At 28.7% G+C, this 15,700-nt stretch carries 10 protein-coding genes and 3 pseudogenes; 1 reads left to right on the forward strand and 12 read right to left on the reverse strand.

What is annotated here, in order from left to right; all coding sequences use genetic code 11:
- Positions 1 to 36: 36 nt before the first annotated feature.
- From HMPREF0446_RS07535 to HMPREF0446_RS07565, 7 genes are all read right to left on the reverse strand, one after another.
- Complete coding sequence (locus HMPREF0446_RS07535) at positions 37 to 240, reverse strand: DNA-directed RNA polymerase subunit beta (RefSeq protein WP_006703832.1); 204 nt, start codon at positions 238 to 240, stop codon at positions 37 to 39.
- A gap of 14 nt (positions 241 to 254) precedes the next feature.
- Complete coding sequence (gene mreB, locus HMPREF0446_RS07540) at positions 255 to 1,331, reverse strand: rod shape-determining protein (RefSeq protein ID WP_006703833.1); 1,077 nt, start codon at positions 1,329 to 1,331, stop codon at positions 255 to 257.
- A gap of 256 nt (positions 1,332 to 1,587) precedes the next feature.
- Positions 1,588 to 1,965, reverse strand: coding sequence for a type II toxin-antitoxin system HicB family antitoxin (locus tag HMPREF0446_RS07545; protein ID WP_006703834.1), 378 nt, complete (start codon positions 1,963 to 1,965; stop codon positions 1,588 to 1,590).
- A 31-nt stretch (positions 1,966 to 1,996) separates the two neighbouring features.
- Positions 1,997 to 2,188 (reverse strand): type II toxin-antitoxin system HicA family toxin, encoded by a 192-nt coding sequence (locus tag HMPREF0446_RS07550; RefSeq protein WP_006703835.1) that lies wholly within the window; start codon positions 2,186 to 2,188, stop codon positions 1,997 to 1,999.
- A 127-nt stretch (positions 2,189 to 2,315) separates the two neighbouring features.
- Complete coding sequence (locus HMPREF0446_RS07555; RefSeq protein WP_006703836.1) at positions 2,316 to 2,975, reverse strand: hypothetical protein; 660 nt, start codon at positions 2,973 to 2,975, stop codon at positions 2,316 to 2,318.
- 349 nt (positions 2,976 to 3,324) lie between these two features.
- Positions 3,325 to 5,322 (reverse strand): MBL fold metallo-hydrolase, encoded by a 1,998-nt coding sequence (locus tag HMPREF0446_RS07560; RefSeq protein ID WP_020991439.1) that lies wholly within the window; start codon positions 5,320 to 5,322, stop codon positions 3,325 to 3,327.
- A 239-nt stretch (positions 5,323 to 5,561) separates the two neighbouring features.
- Positions 5,562 to 7,367 carry an RNA-directed DNA polymerase gene (locus tag HMPREF0446_RS07565; RefSeq protein WP_020991440.1) on the reverse strand — a complete coding sequence of 602 codons (1,806 nt, stop codon included), beginning with the start codon at positions 7,365 to 7,367 and terminating at the stop codon, positions 5,562 to 5,564.
- 885 nt (positions 7,368 to 8,252) lie between these two features.
- Here HMPREF0446_RS07565 and HMPREF0446_RS08895 point away from each other — a divergent pair.
- Positions 8,253 to 8,632: pseudogene (locus tag HMPREF0446_RS08895) on the forward strand (hypothetical protein); the annotation flags it as partial.
- A 14-nt stretch (positions 8,633 to 8,646) separates the two neighbouring features.
- Here the strand turns inward: HMPREF0446_RS08895 and HMPREF0446_RS07570 are convergent.
- The 5 genes and pseudogenes from HMPREF0446_RS07570 to HMPREF0446_RS07585 all read right to left on the reverse strand — a co-directional run bounded on the left by HMPREF0446_RS07570 (position 8,647) and on the right by HMPREF0446_RS07585 (position 14,063).
- A complete protein-coding gene (locus HMPREF0446_RS07570) occupies positions 8,647 to 10,338 on the reverse strand; it encodes a hypothetical protein (RefSeq protein WP_006703839.1) in 1,692 nt (563 codons plus the stop codon).
- Positions 10,338 to 11,363, reverse strand: coding sequence for a DUF4297 domain-containing protein (locus tag HMPREF0446_RS07575; RefSeq protein ID WP_006703840.1), 1,026 nt, complete (start codon positions 11,361 to 11,363; stop codon positions 10,338 to 10,340). The genes HMPREF0446_RS07570 and HMPREF0446_RS07575 overlap by 1 nt, the downstream gene beginning before the upstream one ends.
- A 91-nt stretch (positions 11,364 to 11,454) precedes the next feature.
- Positions 11,455 to 11,612, reverse strand: a pseudogene (locus HMPREF0446_RS08405) (helix-turn-helix domain-containing protein).
- Positions 11,613 to 11,910: 298 nt separating this feature from the next.
- Positions 11,911 to 12,842: pseudogene (locus HMPREF0446_RS08935) on the reverse strand (DDE-type integrase/transposase/recombinase).
- 87 nt (positions 12,843 to 12,929) lie between these two features.
- Complete coding sequence (locus tag HMPREF0446_RS07585; RefSeq protein WP_006703842.1) at positions 12,930 to 14,063, reverse strand: MBL fold metallo-hydrolase; 1,134 nt, start codon at positions 14,061 to 14,063, stop codon at positions 12,930 to 12,932.
- Positions 14,064 to 15,700: the final 1,637 nt, after the last annotated feature.

Genomic DNA, 15,700 nt, shown 5'->3' on the forward strand with positions numbered 1-15,700 from the left:
TGTAACGTTTTTGTCAATAAAGGTCAAAGATTATGCTTAATGAATAAAATCAATAATCTTTTGCCAAATATCCCAAGAAAATACTGAGAACGGATTTCCACCGCCACCAAGAACACTGTAACCAATCATAAGCCCTACTATAAATAGCAAAAAAGCTAATCCTAAAAATAGAGCGATACGAATGAGAACAATCATGACAAAAGGCTTACTATTATAAAAATGTTCTAATCTCTCAAACATGTTCTCACCTCTGATTAATAATGAAGTACATCATCATCAAATACATTCGCAGTAGGATTCATGACTACTCGTTTTGAAGAGAATAATCGTTTAAATCCATCAAACAAACCACGTTCTCTCTTAATACGGTCTAGTAAAATACCTGTACCAATGGCTACACTTTCTAATGGATTATCTGCTAAAAACACTGGAACTTGTAATCGTTCTGATAACATACGATCAATACCATGAATTAAAGCTCCACCACCGGTTACCACAATGCCTCGCTCAATAATATCACCCGCTAGTTCTGGCGGAGTATCTTCTAATACAAGACGAGTTTCTTCGCAAATTGTATCTAAAATTTCTTTTAAGCAATGATAAATTTCATTTGTATAAATGGTTACCGTCTTCGGAAGGCCAGTCGTCATATCACGACCTTTTACAATCATATCCGACTGAGTTTCTACTTCGATAGCTGAACCTAAATCCATCTTAATTGCTTCTGCTGTTCTCTCTCCAATAATTAGTTGATATTTTTCTTTAATATAATCCATAATTTGATGATCCATATCATCCCCAGCTAACTTAATCGAACGGCTAGATACAGTTGCTCCCATAGAAAGCACTGCAATATCACTAGTTCCACCACCAATATCGACAATCATATTGCCAGAAGGTGAGAAGATATCTAAGCCAACACCTACAGCAGCCACTTTAGGTTCTTCTTCTAAATAAATTGAATGTCCTCCACACTTAATTGCAGCTTGAATAATTGCCTTTTGTTCTACAGTTGTAACATTTGTTGGCGTACAAATTAAAATATCCGGTTTTTGGAAAAATGTATTCAAATGTAATTTATGAATAAACATCTCTAATAATTGTTCCGTTACGGCAATATCTGCAATAACCCCACCCTTTAGTGGATGAACAATGGAAATATCTCTTGGCGTTCTACCTAACATACGGTAGGCTTTCTCACCCACTGCAATTACTGTATTTGTTTTATCATCAACAGCAACTAGTGATGGTTCATTTAAGATGATTCCACGGTCTTTTAAATAAATTAAAATATTCGCAGTCCCTAAATCAATTCCAATATCTCTTGCCATAGGTCTCCCTTTCTTATTCTAGTCATTGTATTTTATATTCTATCTTATCCTCTATGCCTAAATCTGTCCGTACACATTCATCCATAGTTACTTAGCATTATAGCATACTTTTGATGGATGGACTATTTTTGTGGTGTGAATAGATAAAAATTTGTTTCTGTTTAAAGTAAAGAACAAAAAGGAGAATGTGGTTTAAATTACATTCTCCTAAAAATGATTTTATTAAACAGATAATAAAATATTTGCGTTAAAAAGCTTATAAGCCTAGTTCTTTTTTTAATGCAAACTGCAAAACACTAGAAAAATTAATAGACTTTTCTTCTGATAAATCATTTAACCACTTTGGAATTGTTAATGTTTTCTTAATCGATTGTTGATTAGCTTTATCCTTGATTGGTTCTTCCCAAATTTCAATATAAATTACCATTTCATCATCTTTTGCTTTATAAGACAGTGGTTTAGGAATTTCGATATTGTTTTTATACATTGAAAAAAGCATTCCTTTTAAAACATCCTTGGCATTGTCTACCACTTCTTCTAAAGTTTCTCCATCTGTAAAGACATTATCTAATCCTGGAAAATTAGCATAATATATATGATCTTCTTGAGTTAAAACGCATGGAAAAAATAACATATCTAAATCTCCTCACTTTATATATACAGGGCTAAAACTTTAGCCCTGTAATTCGTTCTATGTTAGAAACTGTACCTGCCGGAATATCTTTTTTAGTACACTTAACAGGACAACTGATTCCATCTTTTGTATAGATTTCGTGAGATCCTGTCGTATGATCTAATATCCATCCGGCTTTAAGTAATATACTTCTAACATGTTTGTAAGGTTTTACTTTTGACATAGTTTTCCCCCTTACACTCAATATTATACGTATATTTAATACGTGTGTCAATTCTATTTACTTATTTTTTCAAAGCAAAAAACTCAAACTATCTCTGAATACAATATGCCCCCAAACTTATTATGTTCTACTCCACCACAAGCTCACCTTCATCATCTAGTTTAACAAACACGGGATTATATAACTTAGGTTTTTTCGCTAATTTCTCTAATCTCTCCATATAATTTTGAATAATCTTATCGTGATCTATTTTTGAAACTACGAATTTTTTCTCTTTTACAGAAATAATCTCACTATTTTCAACCAGTTCACTAGAATATCGATTATACAGCATCGTTATCAGATTGATATCCTCATCATTCAAATCAGCCAAGTCCAACTCCGCTATGTTATATTTATGATTCAAAATTTCACTTTCTTTTGCCTTCCAAATATTTAGTTTCTTCATAAAACTAGACCATTCTTCTTCTGTCAGTGTTTGAACGATAAACGCACATCTCTTTGCTCTATCTTCATTTACTTTAATGATTTTATCTTCATAGATAGATTTAGAGTTTATATGAAATCTATCACAAATTTTTCCATAGTCCGTCCAAACAGCCCCAAAAACTGGTCCTTTTTTTATTCCAATTAGAAAATTTAAATCTGATTCGTCATTTTCTATTTCAGAGAAAAATTCATATAATATCAAAAAAATTTGTAATTTATAGGGTCTATTGTATAACTTTCTTTCATGTACTTGAAACCAACCACTGAGGGTATATTTTCTATCATCAGAAAACATCATAGCTATTATCCTCCTTAAACTTCCAAAATGACTGTTAATCGTAATATCTATCCTTATTATAAGTCTTACGGGAGAGATTGACAAAAATATTTTGTCAACTGATTTGATAAAGAAGCGTTTTGCTTCTATCATTTATAGTGTATACAAAAAGGGCCTCATCCCTTATATTAAAAGTGTTCAAACTATTTAAGAGGAGATGAAACCTTATGACTACTATACGCTACAAATCAAAGATAAAATATTAAAAAAGGAATTAAGTAACTATCAGTCACTTAATTCCTTCAAAAAATTTATTTAATAGAATTCCTAACAAATATTTTTTCCCCTGTTAGGAAAGCTCATGATTTGTCTATCTCGCTCCACCATTCGTTGTAGTTGGATTTAGATTTGTAGTTAAATCCGTATTTGAACTTACTTCTTTTTCCACAATTGAACTACCTACAGCTGTTTCTGGAGTTCCAGAAGTCGTAGGAGTCACTTCCTCTACTGAATGTTTCGGATTACTTGTTGAATGATTTTCTTCATTCGATTGTTTTTCTAAAACGGATGACGTATTCAACTCGTGAGTTACAGTTTCTCTACGATTATCACTTTCTGTGTAATGATATCTTTGAGAGCTTTCAACTGTTGTTCTTGCTTTTTCTGTCTCTTTTTTAACTTTCTTCACTTCTTGAGGAATATCTTTTAGCCATACACCTTTATCATCTACTGTGTATCCATCAGGTGTTTTTCCACTCTTCAATAATTCCCCATTTGCTTTGAAGTAATACCACTTACCATCAATTTCAGTCCATACTTCTTTTGCTCGCTCACCTGAAGTTCTGTAATAGTAGTTTTTATACCATCTTGTTAGCATATGCCCATCATTAGCTAGTACGTACTCTTGTTTATCTAGATGTAATTCTCCAGTTTTCATCTTGCCATCACCGTCAAGATAATACCAGTTATCTAGATCTTTGACCCAACCTGTTTTCATCTCTCCTGATTCGGTAAAATAATACCAAGCTTTGTCTATCCATTTCCAACCTTTTTGCATATCGCCATCTTTGGATAAATAATACCATTGACCATTCGAACTAGCCCAACCTGTTTCCATCTGACCATAGCTGTTGAAAAAATACCATGAATCATTAATGAACTTCCATTTTATTGCCATTTCTCCAGAATCTTGTAAATAAAACCAACGACTACGCCATTTTTTCCATTTGCTTTCTAACATTGCTCCATTTCCTTTGAAGAAATAATAACGACCTGCAATCTCACTCCAACCAATCGCATGTTCCCCAGTTGCATATTGATACTTCCAAACATCATCTTCCACATACCACTTCGCAGTAAAACTTGGAATTCGAGGATACTGTGTTGAAATATTCTTAAATCCATCCGTACGAATATCAAAAACGGTCGCATCATATACTGCGCTACTTGCCTTAATCAATTCAGCACCATACGATTTCATTTGATTGATAACATCTGTTGCCAGTTGATTATTCTTCGAAGGATTACTACTTGAAGTTTGTACCACAATCGAAGGTTGTAAATTTTGCAGTAAATTAGGTGTATTCGAAAATTCCGCATCAAAATGATGATTAAACTTCATCATATCGACTTTTCCAATGATTGGACCATAATTATCTTCATTACGATAATCTAAATTGTTCAAATCACCTGCCGTAAAAATTCTCTTCCCATTGACAGTAATCACACTAATGATTGAATTAGAATTATCATCTACTACTGGTGTTAATTGACCATTTGTATATTTATTTTCATAATTATAGAGTTGAATGTCCATATCTCCTAAAGAAAAATGAGCTTGTTCTTTTGAAATATCTTGGATGACTGGGATTCCCTTTTGACCCGCAACTTCTAATACCTTGTCATAATTATACTGACTATCCCACAGTCTCTCCTTATCCGTGATTCGACTATCACTATAACGCTTCATATACACTTTATTGACATTAAAATTCTCCATCAACTCATCCGCATTCCCAATATGATCTGAATGAGCATGAGTAATTAAAATAAAATCTAATGTTTCTACACCCACATTTTTCAAATGACGGATGACACGTTCTGTCATGACATTACGATAATCGGTATTATCACCCTCACGATATGGATAACGTTCATCACTTCCATCTGGAAAATCATAATCTTCCCCCGTATCAATCATGGCATAATGCCCATTACTTTCCAGTAAAATAGCATCACTCCCAAGATTCGTTGGGGAAACATTTATAAAGTGAATCTTGTTTCCATTTCCTTCTTGTGCTTGAACTGGATTCATAAAACTAAGAAATCCAATTGTTGATAACATCATCCCTATTTTCCACTTTTTCATTGAATAATTACCTCCCTTATTCCTTTTATAGTATAAAACAATACGCTATTACCCTCAATGAAATTTTTTAGCATAAAAAAATTCTGTCAGTGATTCATTTGATTCACTCAATGAGTCCAACTAAAAAAGGAATTAAGCAAACTGACGCTACTTAATCCCTTCATTAAAATTGTTTTATCAACCCTATTTGACAAAGAACCAATATATGGCCAAATCAACGTTTTTCTACCTTACTAGTATTAAAAATATTTAAAATTTTGTTTTTCTCCGCAATCAACCAGAGAAATATTTCGTGAAAGTAACTCCTCATAAAACTTATTTATGTTCTGTTGATTCCCTTGTCTAAATATATATTTTGAATTCAATTCTGATTTATAGCCACGTTTTTTACTTATTGGAAAGTTATTATTTTTATGAAATTTTCTAACTTCAGAGTGCTTAATGATATCATTTTGAATTAAATAATAAATAAAATATCTGAAGAACCAAAACTTTCCAGAAAATCTAGACCTATTTTTAAAAAGTCTATTTGATTCTGCTAGTAATTCATTAATTTTATGCAATAAATCTTTTAAACTTAATTTCCGTTTAATATAAATAACTACTAATAAACAAAGTGAGAAATCATCTACTCTATTATCAATCAAACTTAAAATATCTTTTTTTCTAAAAACACTACTTGTATTTATGTCGAATTGAGTTATATATAACAAAATCTGATAAAATTCTTGACTGAAATTATTCTTTTTTGAGTAAAGTATTTTTTTCTTTAAACTTTCTTGATTTTCTTTAAAATACTTTTGTACTACTTTTTTTGCTTTAGTTCTTAACTTACTGTTTGTAAATAAATTTTCAAATAAATCCATAAACTTATTAGTTAGTCCAGGACTTTTTATCGAGACATCTAATATTTTTTCTAGCAATGAGTACAGAGTTCTAGGTTCTTCAAACAAAAACAAATCATCTATCTCTTTTTCGGTAAAATTTCCTTTGTAAATAATATTTCTTAATAAACCTGAAAAAATAATTTTTAAAGCACCTTTATTCCCTATACTTTCCTCAGTTATACACAAATCAATATAATCATAAATCAGGTTACGTTGTTTTTTTAAATCTATATTAGTAAAATTATGACTATCAAAAAAATTGAATATTACAGATTTACTTCGTTGATTATTTTGTGGAAAATCTTCGATTTCTGTTTTTTCGGTGTTTAAATAAAGATTGTATTCTCTACACAATAGATTTACTTGTTCCATAAATTCTTCTTTTTCATTTTCCAATGAATATACAAAAGTAAAATCATCTACATATCGAGCATATTTAAATCCTTTACTTTCTAAAGCTTTATCAAAATAACACATAAACAATTCAGCTATAATCCTTGAAGGCACATTTCCTGTCGGAATTCCGTGGGTTTCTCCATATTGACATGCCTGAATTAGAGAATCTAAATTATTTGCGAATCCTTTACCTCTATTCGACTTTGCATTTTCTTTTCCCATAATCATCCAGGGTATACTATGAGTATATAGCGTATGATAAAAATTTGCTAAGTCTAAATGAAGTTGTTTATTGCCCGACTGTAATAATCTTGACTTTATTCTTTCAATAGTTTCATATTTATACTTTGGAGAATCAAAGTACTTTGAAATAGATAATTTATTATCGAAAAATTCATTAACAAACTTATCCTTATTATCACACATGAATTTTACTAAAACAGTATAACTATATAAGTTTGGTAGTTTATACTGCCTACGTATCAAACCTTTCTTTGGAATATTAAAGTATATAGGTTCTGTCCAGGTTTTGTCCATAAAATCAAATGTTCCTTGCGATTTTGTAGCCATAATCTGTTCTAAAATTTCTATTGAATGTATAGAAAAAACATCTAAATTAAACATTTTATAAAATGTTTCTGTATTAAAGTATTCATCATTGTTACTGTTAGTATCTTTATTTTTTCTATATGAAAAATAACCATATTTTATTAAATATTCTGGAGTAAATAATTCATTATACATATTCTCCAATTCGCTCATTAACACACACCTACCTAAATATATTTGTATAGCAGTAAAAAAATTGATTGCAAAATGAAATATAATCTTTTTTACCTTTCATTTTGGGTAGATTATTAAGTTTTTAGCAATATCATCTGTAATTACTAGATAGTTAATTTTTCCACCGTTTTTAATATATATTCTTTATTAACGCTATATTCAGATCTAGCATTTAAGAATAGAAAAACATTATACCTTCCTTTTATAGTTTAAAAAATCTATTATTTTTTAAATTCTTATTCTAAATCAAAAGAAATATCTAAAAAACTTTTCATTTTTTAATAACAACCTCTCAACCTCAATAAATCAACTTATCTATATTCTAATGAAAAAAATTGTATACAACAAGTAAAAAAGTAAGCGTTTTTAAAAAGATTACCATTTTAATATAAATAACATATATCACTTAATGTTGCAATTTACGGAGAATATAATCCATAAAATTTGATAGCCTCTTACATTAAATTTTAGTATTATATTTATATCATTATCAATAGGAGAAAATATTATAAATTTTTTTCTATTGGTGATAATGATTTTTCTTATAGGACCAATGTTATTATCTTTGGATTATCTCTCTATTTGTTGCAGTGTTACAATTATGCATATCATTCAAGGAGGATTCTATGACAGTATTTAATGAGGAATTGGTAAATGCCGTCTACAGAGTGTCCAGTATTGATACGATAATAACAGCTTTTGAATATCATCTCATCGGGTAGCGCCCAGCAGCTTCGAATCCTGCATACTCTTCCAAAAAAGAGATCTTAATGGTCTCTTTGTTATTTCGCTTGTTCAATATAAATGCTAATATATAAATATACATTTTTAAATTCCCACTTTTGTACATTTTTAGATTGACGTTTATACGAGATTTCTACAATTATGGAGCAAGTTCATACCATGAAAAAGTATCAAGCTTATTACAAGGAAAATAAGGCAGATTCATCGGACAAGGCCTTTTTGTGGGAGAACATAAGGATGAAATCACACGCTACGAAACGACTCTTGTAAAACTAAAAAAATCCTATTCAAAATGTACTGTACCCCAAAAGTTAGACATGAAAATCTAACTTTTGGGGGTCACTTCAAAAGCTGCCAAATTCAAATGATATTTTAGATAAATTGCAAGAAAAAAGAATACCCTAATACAAGAGTATTCTTCTACCAAACCTACTATGGACAATCTTTATCAACTACGAAAGAACTACGGAATTTATATGGGTAAGGATATGAAGAAATAAAGCTTCATCTCTATTTACATCAATTGAGCACTTAAAACATTTTCTAAAATATCTTCATATTCTTTGAAAGTTTCAGAATTAAGCAACTGATATTTATCATTTTTTAGCTCAATAATTTTTATTTCCCCTTCAAATATAAACTTCGTTCTTTCAAATCCAATTGATGAAAAAATGAGTTGCGTATATTTGGATGAATTCTCCAATATATATTCAATTAAAGCTTGTTCTTTATAATAATCCATCTCTGCATTCTTAGGACTGTCCAATACCATTGGTAACTTCAAAGATTTTTTATTGAAACATACTTTAAGATTATTAAGAATGAAATACCATATAACCGTTGAAATAGGTTTATTACTTCCACTAGCACAAAACACACGATTAATCGCTTTATATTGTGACTCCTCCAATTCATTCAATCCGAATCTCAACACTTGGCTATCTACCATCTCATAATACTTGTTATTAATATCAGCTTTTATTTCAGATACTTTTTTTAGTTCTTCTTCGATATTTTCTATTCTATCTTTAAGTTCTTCTTGTAATTGCAATTCACTAAACAATTCCAGATTCAAGCTATTATAAAGCTCATTTAATCCAATATAACTGGTATAATTTTTGATTTCTTCCTGAGCAGAATCAATATTTTTCTTATATGATTCCAATCTATTTGAAAACTCTCTATAACTACTCTCAATTTTCGAAATCACTTTTGAAATCTGTTCTATATCTTCGTAGATGCTGTCACTTATATATATTGAAGTCTCTATTGAATTATATCTTTTGCTCCTTAGATCAGTGGTATCATTCAAAAATGAATGACATTGAGGACAGATATCCGTCTCTAAAATAAACTTTACTTCTTTTTCTTTACTATTTTTAAATCTCTCAATTTGGTTCAATGCAATCTCTAGCTCATATTTCTCATTTCTTAAATTAGTAAGTTTATATCTAAACTCATTCATAGAATGCAATATATCATTATATTCCTTTGATCTAATAGAAAGTTCTCTTTCGAGCTCTTCTAAATTTTCAGGAACAACTACATTCTCTAATAAATTAGATACTTTTCCCTTCATTTCATCCGATTTTTTATATGATTCTTTAGAGTCATTAATGCGTTCAAATAAATTTTGTTTAATTTTAACACGCTCAAAATAGCTCTTATCATATATTCCAAGTTGGGAGTAGATCACATCTGGTTTGAAATTTCGATATTGTCCTAAACTTTTAAAAGAATTGAAATTGGTTCCATCATAATAGTCTTGATCAAGAAAATTCATCACATATGTATACGCTGGTGGGGCAATCTCTAACTTCTCAGTATTTCTATTAGGCAAAAATATTTCAAAAGACCAAATTTCACCTAAAAACTCTGATAATTCTGTCCTAGATGATGTTTGAAATAATATCTGAATAAGATCATTAAATACCTTAAATAACTTTCTATGTCTATATATAAAATATTTTTTATTATCAACAAAAAACTCTAAAAGATATACTTTGTCTTCATTTTTCCATTTTTTATCGAAGTGGGCATCAGCTCCCATAACATGATATAAACTACGCAACAATACCGATTTTCCTCTATCTGTTCCATCAATACTGCTAGAAGTAACAATATTTACTCCTTTTTCAAAGCTTGTAACAAAAGCTTTTTTAGTTAAAATATCAAAAATATATATTTTTTTAAAAATTACATTCATTAAATTTCACCTCCCTCTATGTATATATAAAAGACTAATAAGTAAAATACATTCTTCATAATTTGTGTATATTCCATCTGAAATTCTCCATCAAATATTGGGCTTAAAACACAAAAAAGTTCATCTTCATTTTTAATCTTATCTATATTTCCTTCAATATATTTAAAAACTGATGCCTTTAATACATTCAAATCATAACTATGATCAATTTCTATCAAATTAGTTAAAGCTTGATTATACATTCTTCTTTCGGCTGGATATAAAGTTTTAATATAATTTTTAGCTTGCTCAATACCGGTTATAGATTTTTTCCTATGAGATTCAAGCATTTTATTAAACTCATCTTTAGAAATCCCCTTCAACTCTAGAACATCATTATAATTAGTTATTGCCATCTCATAAGAAGCTTTTTTCTGGGCTGTCTCAGATACTAATCTATATAAAGCGTTCGGATTATTAGGTTCTTCATTTTTAATTTCTTGAAAAGATTCAATTAACTTTCCAATCAAAGCGTAGTGAGGATTTATTAAATCTATACCTTCACAAATATAAAAAACATTGTCAAGAACAACATCTGACAAATTCAGTTCTTCTTTCAATTTATCTTGAATAAAATCTATTACTGTTTTATCCAACTCCCCTAAACATATCTCTTTTCTTAGTTCTTCATTCCTAGCAATCTTCAAATATTTATTACAAACTACAGCCAACTTAACGTTTTGATTAGGATTGTATAGGGCATATAATGTTCCCAAAATAGATTTACTATTTTCTTTTCGATTAGTCAGTGTTTTAAAGCTGTGATTCCCACTATTTTTTGTTTTTACCTGATAAAAATCTAGACCATTTTCATAATGTAACTCGATGTCACATTTGAAATCAAACACGACAGTATAGTCATCGTACTGCTTATATGCATCAATTAATTTGCTAATACCCCACAATAATTCAACTCTAAATCTATTCTTAGTTCTGCTACCTGCTAAGTCTAATGGCAAATTCATATAATAGTCCGAATATCCCATATAATATACCTCTCCTTCTTAGTTATCATATCTACACCATCTACATAACGGATCCTTGATAATCTCTAATTATTTCCCTCAAAATTACAATCTAATCTTCTTCTACACACTCCACAATTTCCTCAATATTGCAATTCAAAGCATTGCAAATTCTAAGCAAAACATCCGTAGTTACATTTTTCCCCTCTTCATTTTGTAAAATGTACTTTTACCCACTTTTGCCTTTTCCATCAATTCGTTATTTGTCATATCTAAATCAATGAGTTTTTTGAATAATCTTTTATAACTAAAAGCCCTCGTTTTTATCCTCTGTTTAAGAAAACTATACTTAGCATATTATATCGCAAAATATACTTTTTTCATAAATATATTCTCTTTAATCGAACTCATATATCTAAGAAACACAAACATTTGTGACACAAACCAGTGTCAATACAACTTGTGGGACAATTGGCTTGTACACAAAATATTTTAACGTCTGGATTTGTCAAGGGCTTTAGAGCGAAGCGTCCCTTTACAAAGGAAGAAGGAGTTGAACTATAATACATTAAGCTGATTGTAACAAATGTTGCTGTACTATTTCATTTGGAGATTTAAATTTTAATACACATCTAGCTACATTATTCCCTCTACTAATATATCTTATATGAGCTTTAACTAAACTATCTAAACTCTTAAATACTCGATTATACAATCTTCTTCCATCTTCTCTATGACTACGTTCTACTTTCCCATTTTGCCATGGAGAGTAGGATCTAGTTTTTATATGTTTAATGCCTTTTTCTTATAATTTTTGTTCGAAAATCATTTTTTTAGTTGTCACTTCTGGATCATTTGTAAATTCACGTCCATTATCTGTTTGAACAGTTTTAATGCTAAATCCAAAATGCTCTTCTAAATGATCTAAAAATGCCGCTGTATGTGTAACGCTTTTCTCATCTACAATTTTACATACTCGTTTTCTACTAAATTCATCTATCGCTGTTATTTGATAATATTTAACACCCTTACTATCCCATCCTATACAGTACTGCGGAACATATTTAATGTCGATTTGTACTTTTTCTCCTGGATAAGTAGTTGGTATTGGTGTTCATTTACTCTTAGGATCATTCTTTTTTCTTTCTTCTCAGTTAATTGAAGTTTTTTAATCATTTTTTTCATAGCACCGTATGAACGTTTATACCCTCTTCTTTGACATTGGACATAAATCTCTGCTAATCCGTCTCTGCTATAACGTTTGTATATTTTATGTATAAGTTCTAATTCGTGGGTTTTATGTTCTTTAGGATGATGTAACGGTCTTCGACTTTTTGGGAGCAATGATTGTGCAGTGCCATCATATTGACTTCTCCATCGAGCAATTTGTTGTCTAATTGTATGGTATTTCCTTGCTGCTTTAGCGTTATTATCATGTTTTATTGCATATTCTACTGCACGCTGTCTTAATTTGATTTCTACTGTTATAATAAATTTCATAAGAGAACCTCTTTCCTGATTTTTGAGCAAATTCAGTATAACATTGGTTCTCTTTTTTATCACAAATACATAGTACGCTAGCATCCATTAAAAAAATAAATACTCTACAAATTGTTCTTCGTTTGAACAACATAAAATTCTATTATCCTTTATAATATCTGAAATAACTTCAGAATTTGGATGACCATATGGATTATTTAAACCAGCTGAATTAAAAAAAAATTTAGCATTTGGGCAGTTATTTAAAATATTACTATTCCAATTATTCATTGCACCATGATGTGGTGTTAAAAAGAATTTTATATTTTTCATTTCATTTCTATAATATTTTAAAAAGTGGGTAAACCTAGAACTTTCATTTAATGAAATATCACCGACAAGCATACTTCCACTTATATAATTAAGATGATAATTATTCTCATATATACAATATTTGCAATATTTGCAATATTTATCACTATCATAACAAATTACAACATCTTGAGATAAAAACGTATGACTTATATGTGAATGAAAAACACATAAACTTGATTGATTTTGTTTCGAAGTATCGCTACTCATGCAGAACTTATTATATACAGCCCTCAACTCATTTTTAATATCAGAATTGTTAATTTGACTTAATAAATCACTTAAACCACGACAACTATGTTTAGCTATTATATCTTCTATTTCTTTTTCAATACTATCTAATACTTTTTCATTTTTTAAATAAGTATTGTAAAATTTAAACTTCCATATGTTTTTATATTTTACAATCGGCATTCTCATTTTAGTTAGTTTAATTCCACCTATTTTTAATTTTTCATCAAGGTTATAGTTTTCTCTATTCTCTTCACTAAAATCATCTCTAACTTCTAAATTCGAATCTACAAATATTATTTCACTTTCCATTTTTAATAAATCAAAATCATAAATATATAGATAAATAACTAACAAAAGATAAGTACTAATTCCTCCATAATACGGAATATAAATTTGTGATATTTTCTCTATTTTTGATAAAAGTATAGGTAATCCATTAATATGATCCTCATCAAAATGAGAAATAATTAACATGTCTAACTCTTCAATACCATACTCATTTAAATATTTATCAATAGACTCTTTGATATAAGTTTTTTTCCCACCACAATCATATACAAAATTAAATTCATTATTGATCGTTCCTGTGTAAAATAATCCTTGTCCAACTGACCATAATTTAAATCTTGAATACATACATTTTCTCCTCCATACTCTTAATTAATTTAAATGCAGCAAGATATTTCTATTTCCTTATACATAATTCTTCTTTCCCTCAATTATTTTAGTCTAACTAACCAATATGAGTTCTCTTTCATTTAACGCTAAACTCTCATCCACAATATATTACTCAACTATATTTTAACGAAAAAAATTCTAGATAACAACCGAAAAGTAAGCGTTTTAATAATACGCTATCAAAAATTCCCCAGGATAAAAATAATCAACTACAGTAGTTATCTTATCCTTTAGTAACTCATCTTAGCATAGATCGACTCAACTTCTTTATAAACGGTCTCTTTTCTGAGATATCAATAATTCGCAAGAAAATTAAATTCATTTTTCAATCAGTAACTATCGAACAATCATACAAAAAAGAGAGCTTGCGCTCTCTTTTTTAAAAATATATCCATTCTCCTTTATCATTTCTAGACCAATGTAATTTTAAAAAAATATACTGATTAGTTAGATTAGTATTTAAAACAATAGTGTTATTATTTGTATTAATTTCACCTACTGTAATATTGTTAAATTTCTTAAAAGTAAGACTAGCATTATCGTAGATATATTCTTCGTTTTCAAAAATAATTTTATCCTTATCAAAAATTAATTGGTTCTCATAATTAATACAATTATTGGAGTCTACTTTATAATATACCCCTCTATAATCATTTTGCATTAAGTTTTTTATTCCATAGTTTGAACATATATATACTACAAAGCAGAATATCGGTATTATTAAAGGTTTTATTGGCACCTTTAAATTTAATTTATGATTTAATATTTTATTCTCATCAATTTTAAATAAATATGTGAAAGCTTTATAAATGATAAAATCTTTAAAAGATACAAACAAAATAATAGTTATTGTTAGAAAAATTACATTTAAAATAAAACGGAAAAATGTGAATGCAGAAAAAAATCAAATTCCAAAGGCGAGTAGTGACTATAATGATATTTATTAATCAAATAAGCAAATTCATTACTTTTTGATATTTTTTCCGATAAATTTAAGCAAAAATAGAAAAATACTAGAAATATAAATAAATTTAATCTTATCTTCATTAAATTTACTTTTATTTTATTTTTAGGTATTTTCTTTTGTATTTTCTGTGGAAGTATTAAAATTAAATTTTCATTTATTAATTGTGGAAGCGCGGTTACAAGAAGTAATGATAGGAAAGACCAATTTAAGAATGATGATTCAATTCCAATCCCAGAAAGTAATAAAAAAATAATGAAAGAAGAAACATAAATTAAAAATGCTGCTATTTTAAATAGACTATACAATACACGAGAAAAAACAACCACAATGTTACATATAGTAAAACTTTATCAATGGAATTTTTTAACAACTCATTTTCAATGTTATTTATAATAGGTTGATAAAAAATATATAAGCCAACATATACAAATGGATAAACAAAAAAATTCAAATTCAACTTAGTTTTTTCATTATTTAATATCTTTTGAACCTATTTTCCTGAGTCACCTAACTCTGACTTCAAATCATCAATATTAAAAAAACAAAAAGCAACTAGAATATAAAATGTACACATGATAAATAGCATAATTATTTTTTCATTGTAAATCTTAAATTGATAATATAGGAT

It is taken from the genome of Granulicatella elegans ATCC 700633 (assembly GCF_000162475.2).
Taxonomy (GTDB): Bacteria; Bacillota; Bacilli; order Lactobacillales; family Aerococcaceae; genus Granulicatella; species Granulicatella elegans.

Coding starts and splice junctions, on each gene's coding strand:
- HMPREF0446_RS07535 (WP_006703832.1), bottom strand. CDS start 240: ATGTTTGAGAGATTAGAACATTTTTATAATAGTAAGCCTTTTGTCATG.
- mreB (WP_006703833.1), bottom strand. CDS start 1,331: ATGGCAAGAGATATTGGAATTGATTTAGGGACTGCGAATATTTTAATT.
- HMPREF0446_RS07545 (WP_006703834.1), bottom strand. CDS start 1,965: ATGTTATTTTTTCCATGCGTTTTAACTCAAGAAGATCATATATATTAT.
- HMPREF0446_RS07550 (WP_006703835.1), bottom strand. CDS start 2,188: ATGTCAAAAGTAAAACCTTACAAACATGTTAGAAGTATATTACTTAAA.
- HMPREF0446_RS07555 (WP_006703836.1), bottom strand. CDS start 2,975: ATGATGTTTTCTGATGATAGAAAATATACCCTCAGTGGTTGGTTTCAA.
- HMPREF0446_RS07560 (WP_020991439.1), bottom strand. CDS start 5,322: ATGAAAAAGTGGAAAATAGGGATGATGTTATCAACAATTGGATTTCTT.
- HMPREF0446_RS07565 (WP_020991440.1), bottom strand. CDS start 7,367: ATGAGCGAATTGGAGAATATGTATAATGAATTATTTACTCCAGAATAT.
- HMPREF0446_RS07570 (WP_006703839.1), bottom strand. CDS start 10,338: ATGAATGTAATTTTTAAAAAAATATATATTTTTGATATTTTAACTAAA.
- HMPREF0446_RS07575 (WP_006703840.1), bottom strand. CDS start 11,363: ATGGGATATTCGGACTATTATATGAATTTGCCATTAGACTTAGCAGGT.
- HMPREF0446_RS07585 (WP_006703842.1), bottom strand. CDS start 14,063: ATGTATTCAAGATTTAAATTATGGTCAGTTGGACAAGGATTATTTTAC.